At 38.4% G+C, this 26,487-nt stretch carries 27 protein-coding genes and 1 pseudogene; 21 read left to right on the plus strand and 7 right to left on the minus strand.

Features of this window, described 5'->3' with window-relative positions:
• The 4 genes and pseudogenes from B3H30_RS20160 to B3H30_RS20175 all read left to right on the plus strand — a co-directional run.
• Nucleotides 1-207 (plus strand): annotated as a pseudogene (locus B3H30_RS20160) (hypothetical protein); the annotation flags it as partial.
• Nucleotides 208-619: 412 nt separating this feature from the next.
• Nucleotides 620-769 (plus strand): hypothetical protein, encoded by a 150-nt coding sequence (locus B3H30_RS20165; protein ID WP_175441986.1) that lies wholly within the window; start codon nt 620-622, stop codon nt 767-769.
• 66 nt (nt 770-835) lie between these two features.
• A complete protein-coding gene (locus B3H30_RS20170) occupies nt 836-1,657 on the plus strand; it encodes a HipA family kinase (RefSeq protein WP_070565763.1) in 822 nt (273 codons plus the stop codon).
• The gene (locus B3H30_RS20175; RefSeq protein WP_070565761.1) at nt 1,658-2,497 is read left to right on the plus strand and encodes a hypothetical protein; all 840 of its coding nucleotides are present in this window, start codon (nt 1,658-1,660) and stop codon (nt 2,495-2,497) included.
• Nucleotides 2,498-2,593: 96 nt separating this feature from the next.
• Here the strand turns inward: B3H30_RS20175 and B3H30_RS20180 are convergent, their stop codons facing one another.
• Nucleotides 2,594-2,821: a hypothetical protein gene (locus B3H30_RS20180; protein WP_139144978.1), complete on the minus strand. Its 228-nt coding sequence runs from the start codon at nt 2,819-2,821 to the stop codon at nt 2,594-2,596.
• 1,049 nt (nt 2,822-3,870) lie between these two features.
• Between B3H30_RS20180 and B3H30_RS20185 the strand changes: the two genes are divergently transcribed.
• On the plus strand, nt 3,871-4,317 hold the full coding sequence (locus B3H30_RS20185; RefSeq protein ID WP_286834811.1) for a nuclear transport factor 2 family protein: 447 nt from the start codon (nt 3,871-3,873) through the stop codon (nt 4,315-4,317).
• A 108-nt stretch (nt 4,318-4,425) separates the two neighbouring features.
• On the opposite strand, the gene B3H30_RS20190 is transcribed toward B3H30_RS20185, so the two are convergent.
• Both B3H30_RS20190 and B3H30_RS20195 read right to left on the minus strand, forming a co-directional pair.
• Nucleotides 4,426-5,661: a hypothetical protein gene (locus tag B3H30_RS20190; protein ID WP_146752976.1), complete on the minus strand. Its 1,236-nt coding sequence runs from the start codon at nt 5,659-5,661 to the stop codon at nt 4,426-4,428.
• A gap of 44 nt (nt 5,662-5,705) precedes the next feature.
• Nucleotides 5,706-6,317 (minus strand): Crp/Fnr family transcriptional regulator, encoded by a 612-nt coding sequence (locus B3H30_RS20195; RefSeq protein WP_075991501.1) that lies wholly within the window; start codon nt 6,315-6,317, stop codon nt 5,706-5,708.
• A gap of 262 nt (nt 6,318-6,579) precedes the next feature.
• Between B3H30_RS20195 and B3H30_RS20200 the strand changes: the two genes are divergently transcribed.
• The 16 genes from B3H30_RS20200 to B3H30_RS20275 all read left to right on the plus strand — a co-directional run bounded on the left by B3H30_RS20200 (nt 6,580) and on the right by B3H30_RS20275 (nt 19,180).
• Nucleotides 6,580-7,056 carry a c-type cytochrome gene (locus B3H30_RS20200; RefSeq protein WP_070565751.1) on the plus strand — a complete coding sequence of 159 codons (477 nt, stop codon included), beginning with the start codon at nt 6,580-6,582 and terminating at the stop codon, nt 7,054-7,056.
• Nucleotides 7,057-7,115: 59 nt separating this feature from the next.
• Nucleotides 7,116-9,104 carry a Sec-dependent nitrous-oxide reductase gene (nosZ, locus tag B3H30_RS20205; protein ID WP_088160563.1) on the plus strand — a complete coding sequence of 663 codons (1,989 nt, stop codon included), beginning with the start codon at nt 7,116-7,118 and terminating at the stop codon, nt 9,102-9,104.
• Nucleotides 9,105-9,115: 11 nt separating this feature from the next.
• Entirely contained in the window at nt 9,116-9,730 is a 615-nt protein-coding gene (locus B3H30_RS20210; protein ID WP_198386050.1) for a hypothetical protein, read from the plus strand.
• Nucleotides 9,717-10,166 (plus strand): nitrous oxide reductase accessory protein NosL, encoded by a 450-nt coding sequence (locus B3H30_RS20215; RefSeq protein ID WP_083295915.1) that lies wholly within the window; start codon nt 9,717-9,719, stop codon nt 10,164-10,166. The genes B3H30_RS20210 and B3H30_RS20215 overlap by 14 nt, the downstream gene beginning before the upstream one ends.
• Before the next feature lie 10 nt (nt 10,167-10,176).
• Nucleotides 10,177-11,427 carry a nitrous oxide reductase family maturation protein NosD gene (locus B3H30_RS20220; RefSeq protein ID WP_070565743.1) on the plus strand — a complete coding sequence of 417 codons (1,251 nt, stop codon included), beginning with the start codon at nt 10,177-10,179 and terminating at the stop codon, nt 11,425-11,427.
• Entirely contained in the window at nt 11,424-12,137 is a 714-nt protein-coding gene (locus B3H30_RS20225; RefSeq protein WP_075991503.1) for an ABC transporter ATP-binding protein, read from the plus strand. Before B3H30_RS20220 ends, B3H30_RS20225 begins: the two co-directional genes overlap by 4 nt.
• Nucleotides 12,138-12,144: 7 nt before the next feature.
• On the plus strand, nt 12,145-12,912 hold the full coding sequence (locus B3H30_RS20230) for an ABC transporter permease subunit (protein WP_070565740.1): 768 nt from the start codon (nt 12,145-12,147) through the stop codon (nt 12,910-12,912).
• A gap of 29 nt (nt 12,913-12,941) precedes the next feature.
• The gene (ric, locus tag B3H30_RS20235; RefSeq protein WP_153846623.1) at nt 12,942-13,868 is read left to right on the plus strand and encodes an iron-sulfur cluster repair di-iron protein; all 927 of its coding nucleotides are present in this window, start codon (nt 12,942-12,944) and stop codon (nt 13,866-13,868) included.
• 14 nt (nt 13,869-13,882) lie between these two features.
• Nucleotides 13,883-14,710: a DUF2249 domain-containing protein gene (locus B3H30_RS20240; RefSeq protein ID WP_286834812.1), complete on the plus strand. Its 828-nt coding sequence runs from the start codon at nt 13,883-13,885 to the stop codon at nt 14,708-14,710.
• Between the two features lies 1 nt (nt 14,711).
• Nucleotides 14,712-15,974, plus strand: coding sequence for a hypothetical protein (locus tag B3H30_RS20245; RefSeq protein WP_286834813.1), 1,263 nt, complete (start codon nt 14,712-14,714; stop codon nt 15,972-15,974).
• A 37-nt stretch (nt 15,975-16,011) separates the two neighbouring features.
• Nucleotides 16,012-16,341, plus strand: coding sequence for a metal-sulfur cluster assembly factor (locus tag B3H30_RS20250; protein WP_070565732.1), 330 nt, complete (start codon nt 16,012-16,014; stop codon nt 16,339-16,341).
• Between the two features lie 151 nt (nt 16,342-16,492).
• Complete coding sequence (locus tag B3H30_RS20255; protein WP_286834814.1) at nt 16,493-16,756, plus strand: hypothetical protein; 264 nt, start codon at nt 16,493-16,495, stop codon at nt 16,754-16,756.
• Complete coding sequence (locus B3H30_RS20260; protein ID WP_286834815.1) at nt 16,753-16,938, plus strand: hypothetical protein; 186 nt, start codon at nt 16,753-16,755, stop codon at nt 16,936-16,938. Before B3H30_RS20255 ends, B3H30_RS20260 begins: the two co-directional genes overlap by 4 nt.
• Nucleotides 16,939-17,305: 367 nt before the next feature.
• Nucleotides 17,306-17,728: a hypothetical protein gene (locus B3H30_RS20265; RefSeq protein WP_286834816.1), complete on the plus strand. Its 423-nt coding sequence runs from the start codon at nt 17,306-17,308 to the stop codon at nt 17,726-17,728.
• 178 nt (nt 17,729-17,906) lie between these two features.
• A complete protein-coding gene (locus tag B3H30_RS20270; protein WP_286834817.1) occupies nt 17,907-18,128 on the plus strand; it encodes a DUF7336 domain-containing protein in 222 nt (73 codons plus the stop codon).
• Between the two features lie 599 nt (nt 18,129-18,727).
• Nucleotides 18,728-19,180: a hypothetical protein gene (locus B3H30_RS20275; protein WP_286834818.1), complete on the plus strand. Its 453-nt coding sequence runs from the start codon at nt 18,728-18,730 to the stop codon at nt 19,178-19,180.
• Between the two features lie 81 nt (nt 19,181-19,261).
• Here B3H30_RS20275 and B3H30_RS20280 read toward each other — a convergent pair whose 3' ends face one another.
• The 4 genes from B3H30_RS20280 to B3H30_RS20295 are packed head-to-tail and all read right to left on the minus strand — an operon-like array spanning nt 19,262 to nt 26,486.
• Nucleotides 19,262-20,137, minus strand: coding sequence for a hypothetical protein (locus B3H30_RS20280; protein ID WP_286834819.1), 876 nt, complete (start codon nt 20,135-20,137; stop codon nt 19,262-19,264).
• A complete protein-coding gene (locus B3H30_RS20285; RefSeq protein ID WP_286834820.1) occupies nt 20,130-22,931 on the minus strand; it encodes an N-6 DNA methylase in 2,802 nt (933 codons plus the stop codon). The genes B3H30_RS20280 and B3H30_RS20285 overlap by 8 nt, the downstream gene beginning before the upstream one ends.
• A gap of 5 nt (nt 22,932-22,936) precedes the next feature.
• Nucleotides 22,937-24,853, minus strand: coding sequence for a restriction endonuclease subunit S (locus B3H30_RS20290; RefSeq protein WP_286834821.1), 1,917 nt, complete (start codon nt 24,851-24,853; stop codon nt 22,937-22,939).
• Nucleotides 24,846-26,486 carry an HsdM family class I SAM-dependent methyltransferase gene (locus tag B3H30_RS20295; protein ID WP_286834822.1) on the minus strand — a complete coding sequence of 547 codons (1,641 nt, stop codon included), beginning with the start codon at nt 26,484-26,486 and terminating at the stop codon, nt 24,846-24,848. The genes B3H30_RS20290 and B3H30_RS20295 overlap by 8 nt, the downstream gene beginning before the upstream one ends.
• Between the last annotated feature and the right edge of the window lies 1 nt (nt 26,487).

Below are 26,487 nucleotides of genomic sequence, written 5' to 3' on the forward strand. Positions count from 1 at the left end.
AGCCGTAGCGAAGTGGTTAAACTATTGAAAAAACAAAAAGGCGAAAAGCTAAACTGTGCAGTAAGCACAGACATCATCGAGGAATCGGCAGACTATATGGTCGCTAAAGTGACTTTGAAATTTGAGACCTTCACAAAAACAGATTTAGTTACCTTGGAGCGTGTGGGCAATGACTGGAAAGTATCCAAATCAATCAATTCGTATTAATAGTATCTAATAACTAGTGGTTTGTCAGTTCAGGCAGACTACAAACCACTAGTGAATCATATGTTTAAGTTTAGTTTAAAGGCCAGGTGTAATCGGTAAATCAGAATGGTTCTTCGCCAATTTTGATGCAATTATCCAGTTTTTTTTGGAAGATAAGCTCTGTAAAGAACTATTTTCTCCTATCTTTTTTTATAGCACCACGATAGTATCGTTTTACTTCTTTTGCAACATTCCATACTTTAGTAACACTACATTTGCTGTTAGCGTTTAATTTATTAACAATCAACTTGCACTGTTACATTGGTGGTGTAATAGTGCAAATTGATTGTTATTGTATGATCAATAAGATTAGAGGGGGAAACGGTATTGCCTGCCTAACAATTAAAAGTATGTCTGTTTAGGGCTATATCTTATGGAAGATCATATATTTTCGCTATTCACAGAGTTTTTCCAACCGTTAATGAAAAATACGTTGAATCTTGGTAAGTTAAAGTTAAAACGTTATCTTGCGGCACTATTTATGGGAGCCAATTATTACTTTAATGTTGATCTGAAAGATTGATTAATTAAGTGTGATAACCTAAAATAATATAAAACTTTATCTCAAATAGGTCGATCAATAAAGAACATGGTAACATTGCAAACAATTGAAGAAATTCATAGATTATTTCCTACTATGGGGAGCAGTCCGGCTTTAGTGACCTGCGATGATTTTCGTGATTGGGTATGTAAATATGACAGGTCACCACTTAATCTTTTCAATGAACTTATAGCAGCAAAGTTTGCCCAAATTTGGGAATTAATGACCCCCGAAGTATGCTTTATTCAAGTGAAACAAGATCATGTCCCACTTCAAAAATTTCCTCAATTACAATATGACTTTTTTAATAAGGAATGTTTTGGTTCATTATATCTAGAAGATTCCAAAGAGATTGACCTTACTACAGTCTCGCTCTTTAAACAAAAAGGTTTTATGGATAAACTTGGCAATAAAGAAGATTTTTTAAAAATAGCATTATTCGATATTTGGCTAGCCAATGAGGATAGAAATCATAATAATTTTAATTTATTGTTGCATGCGTCATCTGAAAAACTTAACTTTCTGTACGCCATTGACCATGTCAATATTTTTAATAGTAGTTTTCTCGATTATGGAATAGCTGAATTAACAGAGGATGATTCCATCATAAAGACCGAGTTGGCTAAAATTCTTTTTGGAGGAAAACGCAAGTTACCAGCGATCGTAGAAAATCTTGTGCAAAATTTTTACCTTTGTACCTCAGAATGTAAAGAGAGGTTGGATGAGATAATAGCTTTAGTGCCGGATTCTTGGAATTTAAATACGGAAGACCTAAGAAAGAGGATTCGTAAGAATGTATTTACAGAGGATTGGAACGAAACTTGCGTCAATTATTTTAGAATGTTTATTCAATCTTTTATCGTCAATTAAATGAAAACAATATATTCAATATTATCCATTACACTGAATACGGCCTTGGAAGAAAGGATAAGTATCGGTACGTTAATGTCTAATGGTACAGAAAGTATGTTTAAGTTTTCTTCTGAAAAATTATTGGCCATTAAGAGTTTGCTTAGTTCTGAGAAGTATAATTTGGTTAAAAACTATTTGAAATCCTTAGAGAACGATATTCACCATATTAGTCTGGAGAAGATAAACACTATTTCTCAAAAGAATGTTGAATGGACTCAGTTTGGTTATCTTAGTTACTTGTCAAATTATGCGAGCAATCTAGTCCAATTTTCAGAGCCTAAAATTATCGATATAGAATTTACACAAAATAACTTTAAACGACTATTTGAAAAGTATATTTTCACTTATGCACAAGATGCTGAGTATTCTACATCTCAAATGATAGTTGAACAAGTGAAGGAGAATCTTTATCCAAAAATAAATACTCGCGTTAATTTAGATATCACGTTGGACTCGAGTAATTTTGAAAATTTGTTTGCACCTATTGAAGTGAATTTTCTTGGTATAAATGGTATGCCAGTAGCGGGGCAGACTATAGACTTCTCCAAGAAGCATTATTTTCTTGAAAATGACGTTACTCGATTTGTTGCATTGACTAAGGTGATTGAGTTAGCAGAAAACAAAAGAGGACAGTTTTATATTCTAGGCCGCGAACCTGAAAATAGTGATGTGAAAAACCATCAGCTATGGGAACAGATTCGTGATTCCGATATTTTGGAATTTGTTGATGCAGATGAAACCGGTATTGTCGAAGAATACATGGAGTCGCATGATGTGCGCCCCTATTTTAAAAAATAATATTCGAATTTCTGTTTATTTAAATCTTATGATTTCAGGAGCTCGTTTTCAATTTCGAGAAATATTGAAATCATAAGATTTACAACTTTTAATTATTTAGGATCCCGTTATCCCATTAGCGAAAGTATCCACAAAGCCAACAATCTTATTTAAGATCCGATCGCCAATTTCTTTGAACTTTAGGACGCTAGGCCTTCCGTCAGCACGAAGAGAAAGAACTTCTTTACGAAGTGGAGGATAACGTAGTGAGTGGAGCTCAATTAGAATAATTAAGTAGAAAGAATAGATGAATTTAGGAGAAGAATTAGGAGAAAGATCAAGCATGAACGCTTTTTTAAATACGTTAACGTCATTTTTAATCGAAATGTTAGGAGTAAGATAAGTAGAAAGAATGGTAATAAGTTCATTAAAAAGAGGAGTTTTTTGGTGATAATTTATCTGATCCTTGTCACAAATATTTACAAAATTTGTGACAATTGTAGCTGTTTTTTAAAGGTATAATATTTTGTATTTTAGATTTTTATGTTTGGTTTTGGTTCTCTATTTTACGCATAGTGTTTCGCTGAACAGTGCCTTTAACTTTAATAATATCCATCAGAGCATATAAGTAGAAAGTTTATGCAATTTTAGGAGAAGAATTAGGAGAAGAGATTAAAGGAATAGAGTTGCTATAATGCTCGTACAATAGGCTGTGAGATGTTTTACAAGGAAAAATGTAAATATTTTAGGGAAAGAACTAGGGAAAGATTGGAGAAGAAGAAGTAGAAAGAAAGTAGAAAAATTAGTAGAAAGATAGTAGTATCGCCTTGTTTATAGATCTTGAATGCACTTGAGTTGATCGTTTAGTTCAATCACACCTTTCCCTACAACAGCTCATACAACGAAGCGTTGATAAACTGGATCGCCTTAGTTTTCCTCTTACCATAGCCTGCATGGTTATGACCAAAGACATGTTATCTCGGTGGTCGCTCCAACACGAACTCACGGATTTCGTCGCTGCACTAGGCATTATTTGCTAAAAACTGCTAATTAGGGATGAGTTTAAATAACTTTTACAGGGGTTGTGTTCGTACCTGCTTCGTATAGCCTTCGAATCAGGACATGTAGGGTTCGATTGTTGACCAGTATCTGAACAGTTTTTCCCTGTACAGAGACTGGACAAGGTCTGTTGGGTGTCTGTACAATATCTATTGATGATCCGAACGTGGTACGAATCTGATACGAAGGAGACTTACCTCCCTATTCCTGCCATTCACCGAGTTTTCCAGAGCGTTAGTCTAAAGCCCGTAGGCTAGGGGCGTATTGTGTTGTAGTTTTGAGTNNTGAGTCAACAAATAAGAACAACAGAACTAACACAATAAAATAAAGACATTATGAAAGCATTAGTAAAAACATTCGCAGCAGCAGCTTTAATCGCAGTATCTACTTTCGCTATGGCAGCTGAAGGACCAGGAGCAAAAGCAGCAAAAGCTAACATTAACCTTTCTACAGCAGACTTCGCTTTAGAGCACTATGTTGCGGTAACTACAGAGGGAGAATCAGCAGGAGTAGAGCAGTTATTTGCAGCTGATTTTAATCAAAAGATCCAAGCTATCAATGCGCAGTCTAACAGCCGTAGCGAAGTGGTTAAATCCTTGAAAAAACAAAAAGGTGAAAAGCTAAACTGTACGGTAAGCACCGAAATCCTTGAGGAGTCGGCGGATTATATGGTAGCCAAAGTGACGTTGACGTTTGAAAACTTTACCAAAACAGACCTAGTGACTCTTGTACGTGAAGGTAATGACTGGAAAGTATCTAAATCGATCAATTCGTATAAATAAGAGCCATCTCAAATAAATATATAAATGTTGTAGAGCCATGTCGAGAGATGTGGCTTATTTTCTAGCTATTTCATGATCGATCATCTCTCATGGCTTATGCTAATAGCATCATTTGCGTAATTGGGTTTGCGTTATCCTGTAGAGGCTGACAACAATAATAGCTGCAGCGACCGTCAGCACATGATGTGTTCCCCTGATAGAATAATGTATAAATCCACCGAGCCCCTGCAACATTAACACAAATTCATTCAAAAAGATTCCAACAAGTAAGCCATAAACGCCATAGTGAATGCCTTTTTCGATTTTTAACATACAAATCTGAAAAGCATACCCAATTAAAAAGAGTGATATTACCACCAAAAGGACGAGGTGAAGATAAGCAATAACAATTGGTCGAAATCCATAAGCTTGTTGGCTCAGAGCAGGTATGACCGATATGCCTTGCAATATCAGTTTGAGAAAAATGGCAAACAGGACACATAACCAAATTTTAGATGTATCGGGGCTTAAGCGGAGTGAAATATTGCTTCGGACCAGTCGGACGACTCGTTGTGCTAATGTTCCCCACAGGACAAATTGCAATCCGACTGTAATGACTATAATAATATATAGCCACAGGGGTAAACCCTTCCACCATAGAACAGATAAGAAATAGGTTGGTATAACAGTCATGACATACACGAGCGAAAAACGCGGACTTATTGGTATTTTACCAGTACGTTTATACAGCCAACTGGCAAACAGAGCAATACAGCCAAAGAAAAACCAGCCATTATACTGAAAATGAAGATAAAAATAGACTGATGCAAGCTGTTTTAATGGATCCAGTTGGTGGCTCACTTTGAGATATGCCAGAAAATAGGTCCCTAGTGAACTAAATATATTGAAAAATAGTGCCGACTTAATTAAGATCGAAATGGCCGGAGGAAGCGTCGATGATTTAAGATCCCGCACTAATTGAAAGCAGAACCAATAAGAGACAAGTATCGATAAAAAGGATAATATAATCGAACATAGGTTATAGCCAGCAGCTGAAAAGGAAATAAGCATGCCTATCGAAACCGTCCAATTAGCCCATAGGATATGCTGATATTTCCTGCACAAAATCTGATTGGTTTTTATTCCCAGAACGGTCATTATGAGAAAAATCATAAGAGCTTGGGATACCCAGGCGGAAAAAGCAAAATGCGAATGCGCATGCATGAGGTTTTTCTGGTCGATCCAAGGAATGGGAAATAAAAATTTTAAGCGCATAATCAACCCGAAAATACCTACAATAAGTAAATTGAATAGGGTGATGACGATCCATTTCCTGATACTTAAATAGCTACTGATTTTATTCATACGTTGATTTCTTTCCGATAGCTGAAACATCGTTGTTTCAAGCTTCAATCAATACCATCGGCCGGAACAAAAACTTTTCCGCGGATAATGTTCAATTTATCTTCCTTGTCCATTTGCTTCATTGTCCGGATGATTGTTTCTACTCTTAACCCGGTCATATTAGCCAATTGTTGGCGCGTAAGCATAAGTCGGTTGCATTCCTGACAAACGAGTCTCTTGCTTTCATTTAACTTTTGGATCAGATTGGAGAGGATCTCCTCCGGTGAACGATTGTAAATTAATTTGATCATAAAGAGTTTAAAGTGTAGTTCGCGCGCCATCTTTTGTGATACCAAACGATGTAGGTTGCCATATTCATATATGATTTCGATGAATTTTTTCGAACTGATCTTCAGTAATGTACATGAACTGTCGGTAATTGCCGTCACTGTATAAACGCCATTGTCCAATATCGCTACTTCTCCAAAGCCCTCATTGGCACAGATAACATTGTGGAGGACCTCCCTACCGTCTGATAAGAAATTAGAAAGACGAACTCGCCCGCTTAACAACTGATAATAAAATGTGGCCATGCTATCCTCATGAAAAAGTATTTCACCAATATCGGCATGTAGGCTGCTCGCTCCCTTTTCGAGAAGTATTGCGGTTGGAATCATCGTTCGATATAAGTTAGTTTTTACTACACAGCGTAAAGATATAGTAGTGTCACAAAATAGATCTTGATGTTGATCACGGGAATGAGTGATGAAAATCAATATGGTGTTAATGTGCTTATATATAGTGTTTTATTGTTTTTGATTGATGGTTTGTTCTCACCGGAATCATTTTATGATTTGCCTCATAAAATGGCTACACGCTTCGATAATACCTTTGGATTAAGTAAAACACAATCAAGTTTGAACACAAAACCAAAATAAGATGAGAAAGCTAATTGTATGTTGTTTGATGGGATTATTTATCTATTCCTGTTCCTCAAACAATGGCGAGAAAAAGACCGTTGCCAACAGTGTTAATGAATCTGGGGCTTCGGCAAATGACGCCAGTGGATATGATCCTCACCGCGGTGAGGGAAAATTTGACAAAGTGGAAATCGCTGACCATTTGGATGCACCAATGGCCGCAGCCGGAAAATTGATTGTTGACCTGAAATGTGCTTCCTGCCACAAGCTAACCGACGAGAAACTAGTCGGGCCAGGATGGAAAGGTGTGACACAACGGAGAAAACCACAGTGGATCATGAATTTTATCACTAATCCTGATCCGATGATCGATAAGGATCCGGAATTACAGGCGCAACTTGAACTATGCATGGTCCGGATGCCTAACCAAAATCTAACGGACGAGGAAGCCCGAAAGGTATTGGAGTTTATGCGACAAAATGATGGTGTAAAATAATAAAAGCTGAATAAGAATCAACAAAGCTGCATAGGTATTAACCTTAAAATAAGAATAGAATGACTTTAACAAAATACATATTGACGAGCCTAATGGCGAGCGCGGTGTTATCGACTTTCCATGCCTGTAAACCCAAAGGAGCGGGAGCCGCCGTGAGTGGTGATGCCGCTGAGAAGGTATATGTTGCCCCAGGGAAATACGATGAATTCTACAATTTCGTATCCGGGGGATTTAGTGGGCAGCTCTCCGTTTATGGACTTCCGTCCGGCAGATTATTGCGTGTAATACCCGTTTTTTCACTAGATCCCGAAAAGGGCTGGGGTTTTAGTGAAGAAACTAAACCGATGCTCGAAACGTCCCATGGCAATGTACCTTGGGATGATTTACACCACGTGCAGCTTTCGAAAACCGATGGAAACTACGACGGCCGCTGGGTATTTGTCAATGCCAACAATACCCCCCGTATTGCCCGGGTGGATCTGACAACTTTTCGTACGGCTGAAGTACTCGAACTCCCCAACAGCGGTGGAAACCACTCTTCGCCGTACATTACTGAAAATACCGAATATGTTGTTGCAGGAACGCGATTTTCGGTTCCGCTGGACGGTGAGTCGGGCGATGTACCTATCAATACCTTTAAAAAGAATTTTCGCGGAACATTGAGCTTTGTCAGCGTCAATAAGGATAATGGCAACATGGAATTGGCTTTTCAGATTGAGACACCCGGTGTAAACTATGACCTGAGCCGAGCCGGTAAAGGGACTTCTCATGGTTGGTTCTTCTTCTCCACCTACAATACCGAACAGGCAAATACATTGCTGGAGGTCAATGCATCCAAAAATGACAAAGACTTTATATTGGCCGTCAACTGGAAAAAAGCCGAAGAGTATTTGAAAGCCGGAAAAGGGAAAAAGGTTACCGGGTTGAAGTATGCCCATAACACTTACGACGAGAAATCACATACCGCAAAAACATCTTTTAATACAGAAACGATCGTATTGAAGGCAGAGGAGCTGGAGGGGCTATGCTACTATATCCCTTGCCCAAAATCTCCGCACGGTGTCGACGTTGATCCTACAGGCGAATATATTGTAGGGTCGGGTAAACTGGCTGCGGTCATACCTGTATTCTCGTTCGCTAAGATGCAGAAAGCAATCCAGGAAAAACAATTCGAAGGAAAATTCGGTGGTATCCCAATTATCAAATACGAATCTGCGCTGTACGGCGAAGTCCAAAAACCTGGCTTGGGCCCACTGCATACAGAATTTGATGGCAGAGGAAATGCAATCACGTCATTCTTTGTGTCTTCCGAATTGGTGAAATGGAATATTAAGGATTTAAAGGTGCTCGACCGTACACCAACATTTTACTCAACAGGCCATTTAATGATACCTGGTGGAGATACCAAAAATCCAGAAGGCAAATATGTCATCGCCTATAATAAGATTACGAAAGACCGCTTTCTCCCTACAGGACCGGAGTTGGCTCAGAGTGCCCAATTGTTTGATATCTCGGGAGACAAAATGCAATTGTTGTTAGACTTTCCGACCATTGGTGAACCACATTATGCGCAAGCTATCAAAGCGGAGAAAGTGAAAGACAAAAGTGTGAAGATTTTTAAAATTGAAGAAAATACCAGCCCATTTGTTGCCAAAGGAGACAAAGATGCACGCGTTGAACGTAAAGGTAACCAGGTACATGTATACCTGACATCCATCCGTTCACACTTCACTCCGGACAATATCGAGGGTGTACAACTAGGCGATGAAGTCTATTTCCATGTGACCAATATTGAGCAGGACTGGGATATGCCGCATGGCTTTGCTGTCAAAGGCGCAAAGAATGGAGAATTGCTCATTATGCCGGGAGAGACACAGACATTGAAATGGGTTCCAGATAGAGTAGGTGTATTCCCGTTCTACTGTACGGATTTTTGTAGCGCGTTACACCAAGAGATGCAGGGGTATATCCGTATCTCAAAAAAAGGAAACAATGTTCCGTTGATTTATAGTCTGGGAACCAATCAACCGCAAGAGAAGACCAATTAATATAACCTACAATGATGAAAACTACAAGTCACCTGTCAGCAGTACATCGGATTCTTTTGATCCTGAGTGGCCTGGCCCTGGTAGCAGTCATCTTCCTACCCATCTGGCGTATTGAGCTCGACGCAGCACAATACCCAGAAGGGCTAGAACTACAGATCTATAGCAACAAGTTGGCCGGACAAGTTGATATTATCAATGGACTGAACCACTATATCGGGATGAAAACGCTACATGCGGAAGATTTCATAGAATTTAAGGTCTTGCCCTATATCATCTTATTTTTTGCGCTTGCTTTTTTGCTTACCGGTTTCGTGCAGAATAGAAAACTGCTCTATGGCTTATTCTTTTGTTTTCTGCTTTTTGGAGTCGCAGCCCTGGTTGACTTTTATATCTGGGAATACAACTATGGGCATCAGCTCGATCCATCTGCACCGATAAAAGTTCCCGGAATGTCTTATCAGCCACCACTGATCGGATACAAACAGCTTTTAAATTTTGGCGCCTATTCTATACCTGATATCGGGGGATGGATCTTTATACTCTGTGGAATTATCTTGGCCTTTTGTACAGTGCGGGAGTGGCAAAATAATAAAACCCTAAAACTAAAATCATATGAGAAACTATAAATTATTTGCGTTGATCTGTAGTAGTATATTGCTGGTTCTATGTAGTTTGCAGGCCTGTCAGGGCAACAATAAACCCAAGCCTATTAAATACGGTAGCGAGCAATGTGCCCACTGTAAGATGACAATAACGGACGCGCGTTTTGGTACGCAGCTGCAGACAAAAAAGGGACGGGTCTTTAATTTTGATGACGTACAATGTATGATCGCCTTTGTCAAAGGGAACTCGGTCAAAAAAGAAGAGATTGCCGTTTATTACCTGCCGGATTATGTTAGCCATAAGCTCGTACCGGCTGAAGGTGCATATTATCTCAAAAGTGAAGCCTTGAAAAGCCCAATGCGAGGCAATGTTGCTGTATTTGAAAAACGGGTGGAACTGGATAAGGTCAAAGCAGAGATCGGTGGCACGGTGATGACCTGGAATGATCTGTGGAAATAAATGAATAACAATGAAGAATCTAGCTTTAGCGTTGTACTGTGCAATGGCTTGTCTTTGGCTCGTAAACGTGCCTGTATCGGCGACAACCATCCAGGTAGGAAAGGGGCAGTCGGTCAGAACAATAAAGGCTGGCTTAGCACAAGCGAAATCAGGTGATACCGTTTTAGTAGCGGCGGGTGTGTATAAGGAGGGGAATATTGTTATTGATAAGGCAATTTTCCTGAAAGGCCTGGGAAAACCTGTGCTGGACGGCGAGAAAAAATATGAACCGCTCTCGATCAAATCACCGCAGGTTACTGTTCAAGGCTTTTTAATACAGCATTCGGGACATTCTTCCATGAATGATATTGCCGGTATTAAAATTTACAATACAGCGCATATCAAAATTTTTGACAATGAGCTCGTGGACAATTTTTTCGGGATTTATGCGCAGAATGCTACAAACGTTGAAATACGGGGCAATATCCTCAAAGCTTTTGGTACAGCGGAGCAGCTGATTGGTAATGGTATTCATGCTTGGAAATCAGATAGTTTAAGTGTTGAAAATAATGAAGTGTCTGGACATAGGGACGGTATTTATCTTGAGTTTGTGACCCATACTCGAGTACAGGGCAATCTTTCTGAAAAAAATCTGCGCTATGGTCTCCATTTTATGTTTTCCCATGAGAACAGTTACATCTCAAACACCTTTCGCAGCAATGGTGCAGGTGTAGCTGTTATGTATACCAAGCATGTCCATATGGAAAACAATAATTTCGAAGAGAATTGGGGCGATGCCGCCTATGGATTGTTGCTCAAAGATATTTCCGATAGTCAGATCATCAACAATCAGTTTAGCCGCAATACCACGGGTATTTTTATGGAAGGATCGAATCGTATCCATATTGAACATAACAATTTTAAGAGCAACGGATGGGGGCTCAAGATTCAGTCGAGCTGTATGGACAATGTGCTTAAAGACAATAATTTTCTTCAGAATACCTTTGATGTTGCCACCAATGGTACCCTTACACTCAACAGCTTTGTGCATAACTATTGGGACAAATACGAGGGATACGATCTGGACAAAGACGGATTTGGGGATATCCCTTTTCGTCCCGTAAGCCTATTCTCGATGATGGTTGAGCGCTATCCTTCGGCGATGTTACTTTTTCGAAGTTTTATGGCCATGTTGTTCGACCGGACTGAAAAGCTATTACCAAGTCTGACACCCGAGGGGCTTAAAGACGATAAGCCTCGCATGAAATCAATAAAAGTATGATTAGTATCCAGCAGTTAACGAAAAGCTTTGGAAAATTCAATGCATTAAAGGGCATTGATCTGACCTTGAATGGCGGCGAATGCGTTGCCTTAATTGGCCCCAATGGCAGTGGTAAGACTACTTTGATCAAGTCTGTCCTAGGTATGGTCATGCCGAGTGCCGGACGGATCACTTTTGAAGGACAGGACATTGGACAGCAATGGGCTTATCGGAACCATATCGGCTATATGCCGCAGATCGGTCAATATCCTGAGAATATGTCCATCAAACAGGTCCTGGATATGATCAAAGATATCCGTAAACAGCCCCAGACGGATTCGGATCTTTATCAGGCTTTTGGCGTGGACAAGCTGTTGGAAAAACGGATGGCAACGCTTTCCGGTGGCACAAGACAAAAAGTAAGTGCCTGTATCGCATTTATGTTTGACCCCAAAGTACTCATCCTGGATGAACCTACAGCAGGACTGGATCCTCTGTCTACCGAAATTCTCAAGGATAAAATCAAAAAAGAAATCGGACGCGGTAAACTGATCATCATCAGTTCCCATGTGCTTAGTGATCTCGATGAATTTGTATCGCAGATTGTCTTTCTGCAGGAAGGAGAGCTGAAGTTTCATAAGAGTTTGCAGCAATTAAAAGAAGATACAGGTACTGAAAAGCTATCTAAAGCAATCGCTTATTTGATGCAGAACCGCGACCTGTCTAATTAGAGAAAAGATGAATAAAATTATACGCTACGTTTTTGTGGATCTCTTGCGCAACAAGACCATTTTATGCTACACCATATTACTCTTTGTACTTTCCATGACGGTCTATAGCATGGAGGACAACTATGAAAAGGGATTACTCAGTCTACTGAATATTGTGTTGTTTGTAGTTCCGCTGATGAGTATCATTTTTTCAGGCATCTATATCTACCAGAGTTCCGAGTTTATCAATTGCCTTGTCAGTCAGCCTTTGCAACGGCAAAGCATTTGGGGCAGCCTGTATGTGGGTCTGGCAGGTGCACTTAGTTTAGCTTTTTTTATTGGCGTTGGCATACCAACTTTTATCTATGCATTTAGCTCTTCGGGAATTACTTTGGTCGGTTGCGGACTGTTACTTTCTTTGATTTTCGTTTCGATCGCGATGTGGACATCTGTATTGATCAGAGATAAGTCGAAGGGGATAGGATTGGCAATTTTGCTTTGGCTTTATTTCACGCTGCTTTTTGACGCACTGGTGCTTTTCATCCTATTTCAGTTTGCGGATTATCCCATCGAACATGGAATGGTTGCACTGTCCATGCTCAATCCCATCGATATCTGTCGCATCCTTATTTTATTACAGGTCGATCTATCCGCGATGATGGGCTATACAGGGGCGATATTTCGGGATTTCTTCGGTAATACATTCGGCATTGCGATCACCCTGTTGGTCATGTTGCTCTGGTGCCTCATTCCTCTAGGGCTATCTATTCGCTATTTTAAGAAAAAGGATTTATAATAATTTATTGACCATTTAATACTATTATCATGATTAAATCACCGTTATTGGAGGTTTTCAATATAGAACCTCGACTTAAACACCCGACCATATTTGATCACTTCGATGCCCTGGATTCGGGCGAGTCATTTATTATCAAAAACGATCATGATCCTAAACCGCTCTATTATCAGTTGCTGGGTGAACGTGGAAAGGATCTCATTTGGAATTATCTTGAATCGGGGCCCGAATACTGGCAGGTTCGCCTTGGCAAACCGCTCGAAAGCGAAACACTGGAAACCGTTGGCCATATTGCTGCCAAGGATATCCGCAAGGCCGAAGTTTTAAAACAGCTTGGGGTAGATTTTTGTTGCGGTGGTAAGCAGACGCTTAAGGAGGCCGCTCATAGTGTTGGTCTCGATGAAATTGAATTGCGCAGACGGTTAAACCAATCCGAAGAGCTTCCTATAGCCGGCCCACCGCTAAATTTTAAAGATTGGGATATCGATTTTTTAAGTGATTATATTAAGAATGTTCATCATCGGTATGTCCGGGAAAAAGGACCGATTATTCAGGAACTTGCACATAAAGTGGCCGATGTGCATGCACAGCAGCATCCCGAGCTGGTCAACTTGTCCCAAGAACTCGATGCCTTTCTTGATGACCTTTACCATCATTTGGATAAAGAGGAGAAGCAGCTCTTTCCGGCAACCAAGAATGAACAAGAATTGACCAGCAAACAGGTAGAGCAGCTCATTCAATTTTTGATTTCCGAACACGAAGATTCAGGAAAGGAACTTCAGCAGTTGCGCAAAATTACCCAAAATTACACATTGCCAGCCAATGCCTGCAATTCCTACACGTCATTATTTTCACAGATCGAATCTTTCGAATCCGATCTTTTGCAGCATATCCACCTGGAGAATAATATTTTATTTCCAAAGTTGCTCGCGAGCTACGGTGTTCAAATGAATTAAAAACTAGAAAAGCCATGCGGATAAACCAGCATACCAAGATTTCAGAACTGATCAGCTATAATGACTTAAGCATTGAAGCCATTGCAGCTATTGCCAAACCCTTGCGTAAGATCCGGATCCCGGTGTTGCGTCGGATACTGGCCCCTCGGGTCTCCATAGGCGAAGCAGCAAAAATTGGCGGATGTTCGGTTGCAGATTTTCGTGCTGCGCTGGTACCGCTCGGCTTTATTTGGATGTCAGATGGAGCTGAGAAAGTCAATGATCCATTCGATGCAGCAGAGCGGCCAAGTTGGATGGATGATGCAGCAGTGACGGTTGTATTCGATGTGAGACCCCTATTGGAAATGGGGCAAGATCCATTAAAAGATATTTTTCAGTTGTATCGCTCACTCGTCGCAGGAGGGATTCTTTGCATCAGCAATTCATTTGTCCCCATTCCATTGATTAGGCGTATGGAGGAGCGTGGAGTGCCAAGCTATAGCCACGAATGGGCGGAGGGCGAATTCAGAAGTTACTTTTATAAAAAAGATACAGTGCTGTCCGTTCAGCCTGCCGAGGGCGATCATATTTCATTTGTGCCGAAACGACTTTTTGAGCAGAAATTAGCGCGACTTTCCGCGCTTCAACTTGTTACATTGGATGTCAGGACATTGCCTATGCCGCAGCCCATGGAATCAATTCTTGAGGCCCTTGCTCAACTGAAAGCCGATGAGGTTGTCTATGTAAAACATCGGAAGGTTCCGCTCCATTTACTAGAAGAACTGGATCATTTTTCTTATCGGATTTTCATCCATAAACAACATCCTGGAGATGTCCATCTGTTAATTTACCCCGTTAAATAAAATGGCACATATTGCTATTCATAAGAGCCCAGAAGCGTATGCTGTATTGCCGTTTTTTATCACTGCGGGCATTTTTTTTCTACTGTTCAGCTTCCTCTTGGTTTTTAGCGGGGGGCAGCTCTTTGGGCACCATTTTCAACCAAAAGTGCTGGCAATCGTCCATAGCCTAGCACTAGGTTGGGGCACGATGGTGATTTATGGAGCGGCGTATCAGCTGGTGCCGGTTATTTTTGAACGTTCACTTCGCTCTTCCAAATTGGCATTTTTCAGTTATATCCTATTGACATCGGGAACCTGTGTGTTGATTTATAGTTTCTGGTATTTCAAGATCGGTTTACTCATGTGCGTTGGAGGGCTATTGATTACGCTCAGCTCCTACCTGTACTTCTACTTGCTGTGGATGACGACTAAAGATGTGGAGCATCTATTTGAACTACGCCTTTATTTTACGTTCTCGGCCTTCTGGCTTTGTTTTACAACCACCTTAGGCCTTTTGCTTGCCATTAATTTAGCCCATGGTTTTCTAACAAAAAGTCACCTCGATATCCTAAAGCTACACGCCCACGTCGGTATTGTTGGTTGGTTTTTGCAGTTGATCCTGGGAGCGGGAGCGAAGATGCTGCCGATGTTTCTCTTGGGACAATCCACCAAAACAAAGTGGCTTTATGTTTCGGTCATTTTGATAAACCTTGGATTGGTACTTTTTTTATTGGACGGATACAACCATCCTGTGGGATTAAGATCTCTTACCTTTGGAGCAATAGTGCTATTGGGAGTAGTTTGCTGGGCCGTTTTTGTCGTGGATTGTTTTGTGCACCGGGCGCGTAAGGTACTGGATATTCCGATGAAACATAGTTTCATTTCCTTTTTGAGTTTATTGTTCGCGTTTCTCACCTTACCTATGGTTGTCCGGCAGGAGTCTGGTAATTGGGTGAATTTATATGCCGTATGGGTGTTTTTTGGATGGTTAACGGGTATTATTTTAGGGATGACCTATAAGACCCTGCCTTTTATGATCTGGAATTGGCGCTATAAAGATCTCAATGGCATCAAAAAAATACCTTTGCCCAAGGAACTTTATAGTCAGCGATTACTTTCTATACAATATTATCTTTACCTAGTGGCGCTTGTCGTCATGGCGGTTGCTGTAGCCGGTCAATTCAGGTGGGCATTATACTGTGCAGCCTGGCTTTGGGCAGCACTTGCTGCTGTTTATGTTGTCAATGTCGGAAAAGTAGTTTTTCATCAAAGAAAAAGTAAATAAACTACGCACCTCGCCTATATATTTAATGAAAGATACCATGAAAATTGATCTAACAAAACCGGAGGCTTCCGATCAGTTAAAAGCTGTTCAGGTATTGATGCTTGTGATGGATCCCGAATTGGGGATCAACATCGTAGATATGGGCTTAATTTATGATATTAATTTAACCGATCCCAGTCGTATTGTTGTTACCATGACGTTATCTTCATCCTATTGCCCGATGGGCGACTCTATCGTTCATGGCGTTGAAAAAACATTGCAACAGCAATTTCCACAGCGGGCAATAATTATCGAGCTCGTTTGGGATCCTATTTGGACTCCCGATCGGATCAGCGAAGAGGGAAAGAGCCTATTGGAACGAGAATGATTTCTTGAAGAATAAATTCACCTCCCTATTTCCGCTATTCGCCGAGTTTTCCCGATCGTTAGTCTAAAGCCTTTAGGCTAAGGGCCTATTGTGTTGTAGTTTTGAGTCAACAAATAAGAACAAAAGTACTAACACAATAAAAAAAAACATTATGAAAGTATTAGTAAAAACATTCGCAGCAGCAGCTTTAATCGCCGTATCTACATTTGCTATGGCAGCTGAAGGACCTGGAGCAAAAGCAACAAAAGCGAACGTTAACCTTTCCACAGCTGACTTCGCTTTAGAGCACTATGTTGCGGTCACTACGGAGGGAGAATCAGCAGGCGTAGAGCAGTTATTTGCAGCTGATTTTAATCAAAAGATCCAAGCTTCCAATGCGCAGTCTAACAGCCGTATCAAGTGGTTAAATCCTTGAAAAAACAAAAAGGCGAAAAGCTGAACTGTACAGTAAGCACAGCTATCATTGAGGAATCGGCAGACTATATGGTGTCTAAAGTAACCTTGAAATTTGAGAATTTCACCAAGACTGATTTAGTTACTTTGGAGCGTGTGGGCAATGACTGGAAAGTTTCCAAATCAATCAATTCGTATAAGTAGTATCCAATAACTAGTGGTATGCCGTTAACAAAAGACAAACCATTAGTGAATCATATGTTTATTTAAGGCCAGGTCGAGAGATCTGGTTTTTTACGTCAAAAGGGCCTGATTCTCATCAGACCCTTTCTCTTAGCGTTTATTTGTACAGTAATTTTTATGTTTCTGATCGTTTCCTCTTTTTTGTTTCGTCATCCAATGTTTTTAAAGACTATTGGATTTTCACTGTACGACGCCAATTTTTATGTTGAACCTTTCGTTCGAAAGGCAGCTTGTAGCCGTTTTGTATGGTAAGAACAACGGATATTTGAAAATAGTTTTATTGGAGTGATTTTTTTTTTGATAAATTATATTGGCTTATTTAAACTGTATGAAGATCTTGATTATTCTAATGTCATTCTTGTTCGCCCATTCTCCGCAAGAAAATACCTGCAAGTTAGATATCACTGATCTAGTTGTAAACGCAATGAAAATAGGTGAAAGGGAATTTGACAAAGACTTTACAGGGCAGCTGTACCAAAAAAAAAGTTGGAAGGTATACCATACTTTTATTGACCACGAGATTTATCATGATATCCTTTCTTGGTCTATTCCTGGGTTTTCAATGGCAAATGATTCATGTGAATTCACTTTAACACAGACTAATGGGATTGGACTGGTCGAAAATAGACTCGTATATGCTAAAAATGACTTTAACCAAGTTGAACTACAACGACCATTCTACAACTTTGAAAAAAATGCTTTTTCGACAATAATCTGGATCAATCTTGGATGGGAGGTTTTTGTGTCTTAGTTTATTTTAACATTGATAATGGAGTATGTAGGTTTATAAAAGGGGAGCCATTTATCGTATCGGATGTTCAGTATTGATAGTTCAGAAAGGCTTACATAGGATATTGTCTTAAAAAGTCATAAATTTATTAAAGAACTTATCTGTAGAGACATCATTAGATCATATAAAAGATTTTTTTATGAAACATGTTTATTTATTATGGCACACCTATGTTGATGAAACATTGGCTGGGGGTGAGGACGTTAAATTGATCGGAGTATATAGCTCCAAAGAACTTGCTGAGGCAGCTTTAGTAAGGACCTCGAAATTTAGAGGTTTCAGCGATCAGATTGAAGGTTTTGAGATTTCACCATATGAGGTTGATACAGATGGCTGGAAAGCGGGTTTTACTCTTGTATAAATTCCATTGTCTTATGATTTTTACAAAATGATGTTAGGTGTATAGCACTAATTATCGTCCGTCTGAAACATCAATTCATGATGCAAGATCTTTTCTGACAATAGCGAATTCTCACCACAGAAGGGATTGTCAATTTAATCTCTAATGCCTTGATTAACTCTGATCAATAGTTTTCATAAAGTTGTTCCAATAAGAAAGGATGTTTGTTTTGCCTACGGGGTTTTGCGAGTGACATAGTAATTGAAGCGTTATTTCGAATGATAGCTTTCTAAAACTATGTTCGTTTATTTGTTTTAGCCGTGTCGTGGATATATGAGGCCAATTAGAATAATTAAGCAGAAAGAACACATGATTTTATGAGTAGAGTCTATAAATAGATTCCCAGAAATCCTCCTTAGGCCATTCAAAATCGCTTTTAATGGAAAAATCAAGATTAATTTTATTAGTAAGATTATTAGAAGACGTATTAGAAAGATTAGTAGAAGAATGATAATTAAGAGCTAAAATAGCCATGCTTATCATAGCTTCCCCTCCAACAGCTCATACAAGGAAGCGTTGATAAACTGAATAGCCTTAACCTTTATCTTACCGTAGCCTGCATGGTTATGACCGAAAATATGGTAGCTAGGGGATCGTTCCAACACGAACTCACGGATTTCGTCGCAGCAGGTGATCAATTAATAGATATTACACTTAAGAATAAAGCGTCATGGGATCTGTTTTGTCCAGCTGTATGCAATTACCGACATGCAACAGAGTTATATTTAAAGTCTGTGTTTGGCTCGGCTAAGCAAGCTCATAATCTAAAAACACTCTTCAAAAAATTTAAGAAAAGTATCAAAGAAAAATACGACCAGGACTGTCCCGATTGGTTTACAAATATTATTTTGACTTTCGACACGTTTGATATTTATGGCACAATTTTCCGTTATGGCGGAGATATAAACTCAAGCGAAGTATTCGTTGATTTTATCGAGATGAAGACTGCTATGAGGTGGATAGCCGAATCATTTCAAAACATCCGGAGACACCAAGGACTTCAGGATGTTTGAGATAGATATTATTGGTCCTGATAATCTAAAGCCTGCTGAATTAATTCTATAATGATTTGATGAGAACTTAGAAACACACTTTTAATACTGTTTTGACCAAACAATTACTTCCAGTAAACTATTGATTAGGCTTTTTATAGTGTAGGATGATATAGGATAGCCAGTTCTTGACGAACCATGAAGATATTCGCTACAGGCGCCATGAATAAATTTGGTATGTGACGAAATTGTACTGTCCTGATAAACTGGAGTACTTGGTCGGTGCCCATTATTATGATCCGGGTTTCCAGTCAGATGTTTGTGAAAATGAGAGGTGAATTTTGGCGAGCCATTTCCATCTATAAATATATCAGGTACAACATTTTTGTTTCTATTATTAAGAGCCTTGTAAATCTCCTCATGGGTCTCTCTTATATCACCAATAATACCGCGGAAATTAGCAGTATCGGTTTCTGCGTAACGTTTAATAATATTTATAACAGTGATTTCTTTGTTGGCAGGCAGTAAAGATCTATCGAACGCATCGAAAACTTCAGTATTCTCTCGTTTTATCCGCAATGGTTCGGCATTTTGAACGCAGTATAAAAGTTCATCTAATAGCTTCTGTTGATCATCCGGCTTCTTAATAAACATTCTTTCATCAGTATAATATCTTTTAAGTGTAGCAAATTCTGATTCGTCACCAGTCAAAATAAATCTTGGAAATCTAGGGACAGTGGAGTCTAGATATTTAAGTGCAGCTGTTATAAAAGAAGGATCTTCTTTAGCTTGATCATCTTTTAGAAGACATTTGATATCCAAAACAACAGCTGCATATCTATGTACGTATTTGGGTAATAGTTTTTGCAGCCCTTCCAGACTATTAGCAGGAGCGACGGTTATCCCTCCGGCAAATGCTTGGTTTTTAAAGTCTTCAATAAAATCTTGATTGTCGTCTACTAAAATAATACTATTCATATATTTTGCTATCTGGTGTAGGTAATTCTATGGTTAGCGAGAAACCTTTTTTATTTTTTTCTTCTATATTAAGTCTTCCTTTGTGAGCTTCAACAACTCTACTTATATAATTACCTCCAATGCCTGAACCCTTACTTTTGCTTCCTTTCTCGAACGCAGTTACAAAATCTTTTTGGGTTAATTCATAAGCATTTCCATTGTTAGAGTATTCTATTGCAACGACGTTTCTCCTGCTTGAATGCCGGATGTTAAAAATGATCTTGTTGGCTTTGCTATTTTTACTAAATGCATGCTTTTCGGCATTGATAAGCAATTGATCTAACAATTCTTTGAAAGAAGGCTTGTGGATAAGAACAGTAACTGGATCGCCTTTAACCTCAATACTAAACTTAGCATTTTGTTCAACAGCTTTTTGCTCTTTATACTTTTGTAGGAAATCTAATAAATTAGCTTCAGTGAGGTCTTCTGGCAACAATTTAAAGTTCATCACTTTATCAACATTGGTGAGGATATCGCTTATATGTTGTGTTTCTTTAGACAGTTTGTCTATTAATTGATTTAGCGTATAATTATCAGGAACAGCTATTTGCTGCTCAATTTCCGGATCAACATCTAATTCAATTTTGTCATATTCTTTTAAATCACCAATGTCCTCTCTTCTTACAATCCGTTCAATTCGTCTTGTAATACCGTTTAATCCTGAAAAAGTTGGCCTTAATTGATGTGTTAATATCTTAATAATATCCGCCTCAGCCTGTTTAGTTTCCTCTTTATACCCTAAGGCTTTAATACGATCATCAACTCGTTTTCTTTCCTCTGAGATTAGATTAGCTTGTTGTGACTGTACAAACTGATTCTGCGCATCCAAAGTCATATATGGTATAACAGTTTCCTTAAGGCCCGCTATACTGATATAAGGCATTACCGCACCTAACTTGCGTCTTTCGATTTGATTTTGAATGAAAGTGGAGTGAAGTTGATAATATAAATATTCAACACTTAATTCCATTCTATTATTTGGAATAAGCACGTATACATTGTTGTGAGGTAAAATTCTCGGCGTTTCATCTGTAGGCTTAAAAATTGTTGCCTTTAAGTTGTCACCAATACGAGCTACTAATATACATTCCTCAGATACTATATTTCGTCCATATCGAATGGTTTCACTTATACCGTCAATATTCTGAGTATTTAGATTACTGTCTAAAATATCTTTCGATAACCTCTCTACTTTAATTAAGGGAATATCCCCATCTGTATGAATAACAGATTTTTCTGGACTAACACCAGCTTTCACATATACCAAATCAGCCAAAAACTTTGCTTTCCCTTCTTTAAGCATTGTATTGGCAATTAAAAACTGTGCGTCATAAGATTCTACAAGTAAATTTGCATTTGGTCTTAGATCTTCAAAATATACTAATTGTGCATTCTTATCAAACGTATCTTTTGCAAGATATAAGCGAATAATTTCGTCATTATCCAAAATCACAGATTTTGTGGTCTGATCGCTAATATTGGCTGTTATAAAGTGGATACGATTACGTAATTGTCTAGCCTTGTTTTTGTTAAGGATAAGTATTGAAGACTTAGCATCAGTGTAGGGGCGCAACGTACCATACGGGAGGCTAATCACCGTTTCTATAACATCGTTTTCGATTAATAATTCTCTAATTCTTTGCTCTATCCCTTTTTTTACTAGAAATCCATCAGATACTGTTAGCACTGCTTTACCAGTATCTTTCAATTTAGACAAAGCAAATAACACCATCGCCCCAAAACTTTTTCCTGATTTAGGAGCAGGAAGATTATATTGGCTATAAAGTTCAAAGTACTCCAAAGAATTTGTAATACCGTTTGCGGGTAAGTCAGCTATGATATAATCGAATTCTTTTTGGTTATTTATTTGACCGAAACAATCTTCAGCCTCAATGCGCACGTTTAAACCGTGCATTGCAAGATTCATATTGCCCAGTTGAGCTATACGTCTGTTAATTTCTGATCCATAAGCATAAAAACCATCATATGCTTTAAGTGAGGCTTCAATAAGTAAGCCGCCTATTCCAGCTACAGGATCATATAGTGATGCCCCATTTTTTACATCTAACAACTCGACCATTAATTCTCGCAAACTATACGGCGTATGGTTGGGAGATGATTTATTACCATCTAAAGATACTGTAGTGATTAAATATTCAAATATGTTACCGAACTCATCATCACTTAAATGTTTTGTATCTATTTGGCTGACCACAGACCATATTTCTGTAATTTTTGATTTGTCAAGTTTTGAAAGCAAACGAGAACATTCCTCGAAGACTCCTTCGGGAGCAATGCAATAATCTTCCAAAGAATGAAGCCAATTTATTAGTGACCGACCACCATCGATAAGCCCGTCTAAAGAATTTAATAGGTGCTTGTCAAAGGCCAATGGATAATTTCGGCCCGAACGGTGATTAATATCTACCAACCTTTTGTAATAGAACAAGACAGCTATAATAAACTGTATGTCAGCTTGAATAAATATACCCCTTAGGACATGAGTAAGGTAATCATAGCTTGTCAATATATTTTTCCAATAGTAATCATGCACTAGGACAATATGTCCATTTACATTCTGTAAAAGAGATGGGTAGTTTTTTACACGAGCGTATATTTGATTAACCTTTATGGGCTCTCTATCGCTACGCAAATAATATCCATTGCTATTTATTGCAGAAGCAATTTCTTTCGCCCGCATAGGACGATTATTTTCGCTTAATACTGTTTGTATCGCTTCATGTAAAGTCATCATGCTAATTATTTACTTTTCGCCTTCTTTATTAACTTGCCAAACCCTCTTGGCTCCAAATTATTATCCCTTAACCACTTTAACCCGGCCAATATTTGATCGCTAGTATATTGCTGCTTTCGATCGCTCCACTTATAAAAGTCTTCGACCAGTTCATTGTCAGATATCGATGTATCTTCAATAATTCTGTTATTCCACACAGCATAAATCGTCGCAATTATTTCGGCTTCAGCTTCGGTTGTTTGATATAAGAGACCAAATAACTTATCCAAAGAGTCTTGCATTGAGCGATAATACCCGTGGTAATATTCTTCTATCTTTTCCGCTTTTTCCAAAGGAACAAATCTTTGATTTTGTGAATCAAACCATTTCTGTGCTTTGAAATGGCCGTATATCGATTTCATAAAGGTATTATCATATGGACCAGCTGCTTGGTAATAATAATTTTGACCCAAGTCTACTTCGATGAGATTTTCAGCCAAAAACTGTATTTTTTGAAATTTGATATTAGAAAAGTTTGAATCATCTTTAAATACTGATACTACTTTTCCAGCCAAAACTTGCCTCGCAAACCCTTTTTTGCTTAAAGGGATATCTAATGGTTCTATGTTACCATACCCTACGCAGGGTTCTGCAGCTATTGAAAAACTACCATTCCCACTCTCGCTATCACCCACAACTTTTACCTGTCCATTCATCAACATAGGCAATAGCCAGTCGCGAAGCTGAGCAAGCTCTTGGTTTTGTTTTTCAAGATTATTTTGTTTGTCAAATAATAGTTTGATACGCTTGATGAAATTCTTAACAATTTGATGATCGGGTTTTATTATATCGATAGATTTTAAAACAGATGCTGATATCTCTTTAAATGTAGAACCTGTAGCATTTGCTTCAATAATAGGCATATATCTATATAAAACATAATACACATATTCAGATGAATATGTCCTATCACAAACAATAGACTTAAACCCTTGATTGGTAGTACATTCAATCCTATTAATGGCCAGATAACCAACAGGTGCTCGTGAAGACATCAAAACAGAATTTGCCGGAAGTATTTTTAGAGATGCATTTTTCCTTCCTAAATCCGTGACATCAAGTTCACCTCTTGTGATAAATTTATTTCCTGCATTTTCTGATAAATCTTTAGGAGTAATCCAGGGGATTCCATTTGTTGCAAAATAACTATCAATTAGTTTTGATGGTGTACTTCCCCCAATTATTGTACCTAAGTCCCCTATCTTTTCATGTCCCCATCCCTCTGGAATCTCCCTTTTCAGAACGGTATCATAAACCATTTTACCGCCAGAAGATTTATAAGGCTTTCCTTCATCATTTGGAAAATCAAACTGTACAAACCAGTAGTCATACAGTGTCTTAGCCATTTGTTCCAGTTCAACATTAATTTTATTGTTTAGCTCGATTTTATCATCTAATGCAGAAAGCACGGATCCTATTTTGTGCTGCGTAATGAGATTAAAGATAGGCACTTTGAAATCCTCGATTTGCTTTTTACTAATGTGTGGTACAGAAGATCCCGTTTGTGTTTTGAATACATACTCTTCAAATCTAGGGTTGTTTATTAGATAATATAAAAAAACCTGATCATTTCCTTTTTTAGCTCTAACGCAGGCAACACGTTGAGCCAATAATAAAGGTAAATCACTTTTTCTTATTCTAGCCTTATTTTTGCCTACTTTGGATCCGTCCATACCAATTACAATATCATCTTTTTTTAACAAGTAATATTCCTCTTGGTTGAAATGTTCATTCCAACATTTAATAGTATCCCATCTTAATTTTCCTTCAGTTACATTTTCGCCTCTTACTGTTCTAATCCCGGTTGCAGAATATTTTTCACCTTTAAATGGAAATCCAGTAATAATATTAGCGATTTCATTAAGACCTATGACCTTACTCATACCTCAATCCTTTCAGCTGTTTCTGAATATCAGCATCCAACTTATTCCCCTCCTTAAAAAGCTCATCTAGCCTCGTCTCAAAGCCATTCATTTTATCAGCAAACTCTTCTGCTGTAATATCCACATACTCAATCTTCACTTCAAAATATTGCCCTGCAGAGAAGCTATAATTCTTCGATTTAATCTCGTCAGCATTTACAACCACACTGAGATTTTCTAAAGCCTTTTTATTAGAAAAAGTATTAACAATCTTCGCCTCTTCTTCTTTCGTAAGTACCGTGCGTTGATTTTTACCTTCCTTGACAGTGTCGCCCAACTTACTGGCATCCATCAAGACGATCTGATCTTGCCCAGCTTGCTTATCGATGAATATCACCGAAACGTTAGTACCCGTGCTCGCAAAAATATTACTAGGCATACTTACCACACCGCGTAGCCATCCATTGTCAATTAATCGCTCCCGTATTTTCTTTTCAATACCACTTTGCGCTGTAATAAACCCTGTTGGAACTACAATAGCTGCTTTACCCGTATCATTCAAACTGTACATGATATGCTGAATGAATAATAAATAAATAGCCATGGATTCTTTTTTTGCTTTTGGAACATTAGGGATGCCTGCAAAAAAGCGCTCTTTAAACCGATCCGTATCCAAGTCCTCTCTAAAGTCAGAAAAATCCAATTTAAAAGGAGGATTAGATACAATATAATCAAACACTACTTTTTCTAAATAAAACGGCTGAGCAATGGTATTAGTCCTGATCACATTTGGAATACTATGCGTCAAATTATTCAAGATCAAATTCAAACGCAACATTGTACTGGACTTCTGTGAAATATCTTCAGAATAAATCATGCAACGGTCTTCACCAATATTATGAGCTAAAGACATTAGAAGCGAACCTGAGCCTACACTAGGATCATAACAACGGACTTTTTTCACATCGCCTTGCACAAGTATATCTGCAATAATACGTGCTACAGCATTTGGGGTATAGTACTCGGCGTATGTACCTCCTGCATCGGAATTATAATCCTTTATCAGGTATTCAAATATATCTTTAAAGAAATCGTATTTCTCTGTAAAATAATCTTCAAAGCTTTCCTCAAAACTAAACTCAAACAATTTGTTAATAATTGCTCTGCAAAAGTTATCTCTTTGAGACTGATCCTCTATATACTTGCTCAATTCATTAAAAAGCTTATCTTTTTCACCAGAAAAAGATTTGATAGAAAATACATTTGCATTTTCCATACTAATATCACGAAGTGTATCATCAAAGGTCTTAGCAAAATCTTCCGAAGTCTGATTATTATACAAGTGAGAAATCAGTTGGTGAGGTTTCAATTGCGGAACATTCTCATCGAGCAAATCCATCAATAACTCATACTGCCCATTTTCATTTTCGTATAGGTTTTTTAAATTTTGATAGAACTCTTTATTATCGGCTAACTCCGGCTTAAGTCTTTTGACTTCAAAACGAAATTTATCATTCAAAAATTTATATAAAAATACCTGAGTAATAATTTTAAACTCATTACCATCATTTCCCAAACCATAATTGGCACATACGCTTTTCAAGCTGTCAATTAGCTGTTTGGTTTTAATAGTATATGTAATATCTTGTGTCATT

It is taken from the genome of Sphingobacterium sp. UBA7038 (genome assembly GCF_002494055.1).
Taxonomy (GTDB): Bacteria; Bacteroidota; Bacteroidia; order Sphingobacteriales; family Sphingobacteriaceae; genus Sphingobacterium; species Sphingobacterium multivorum.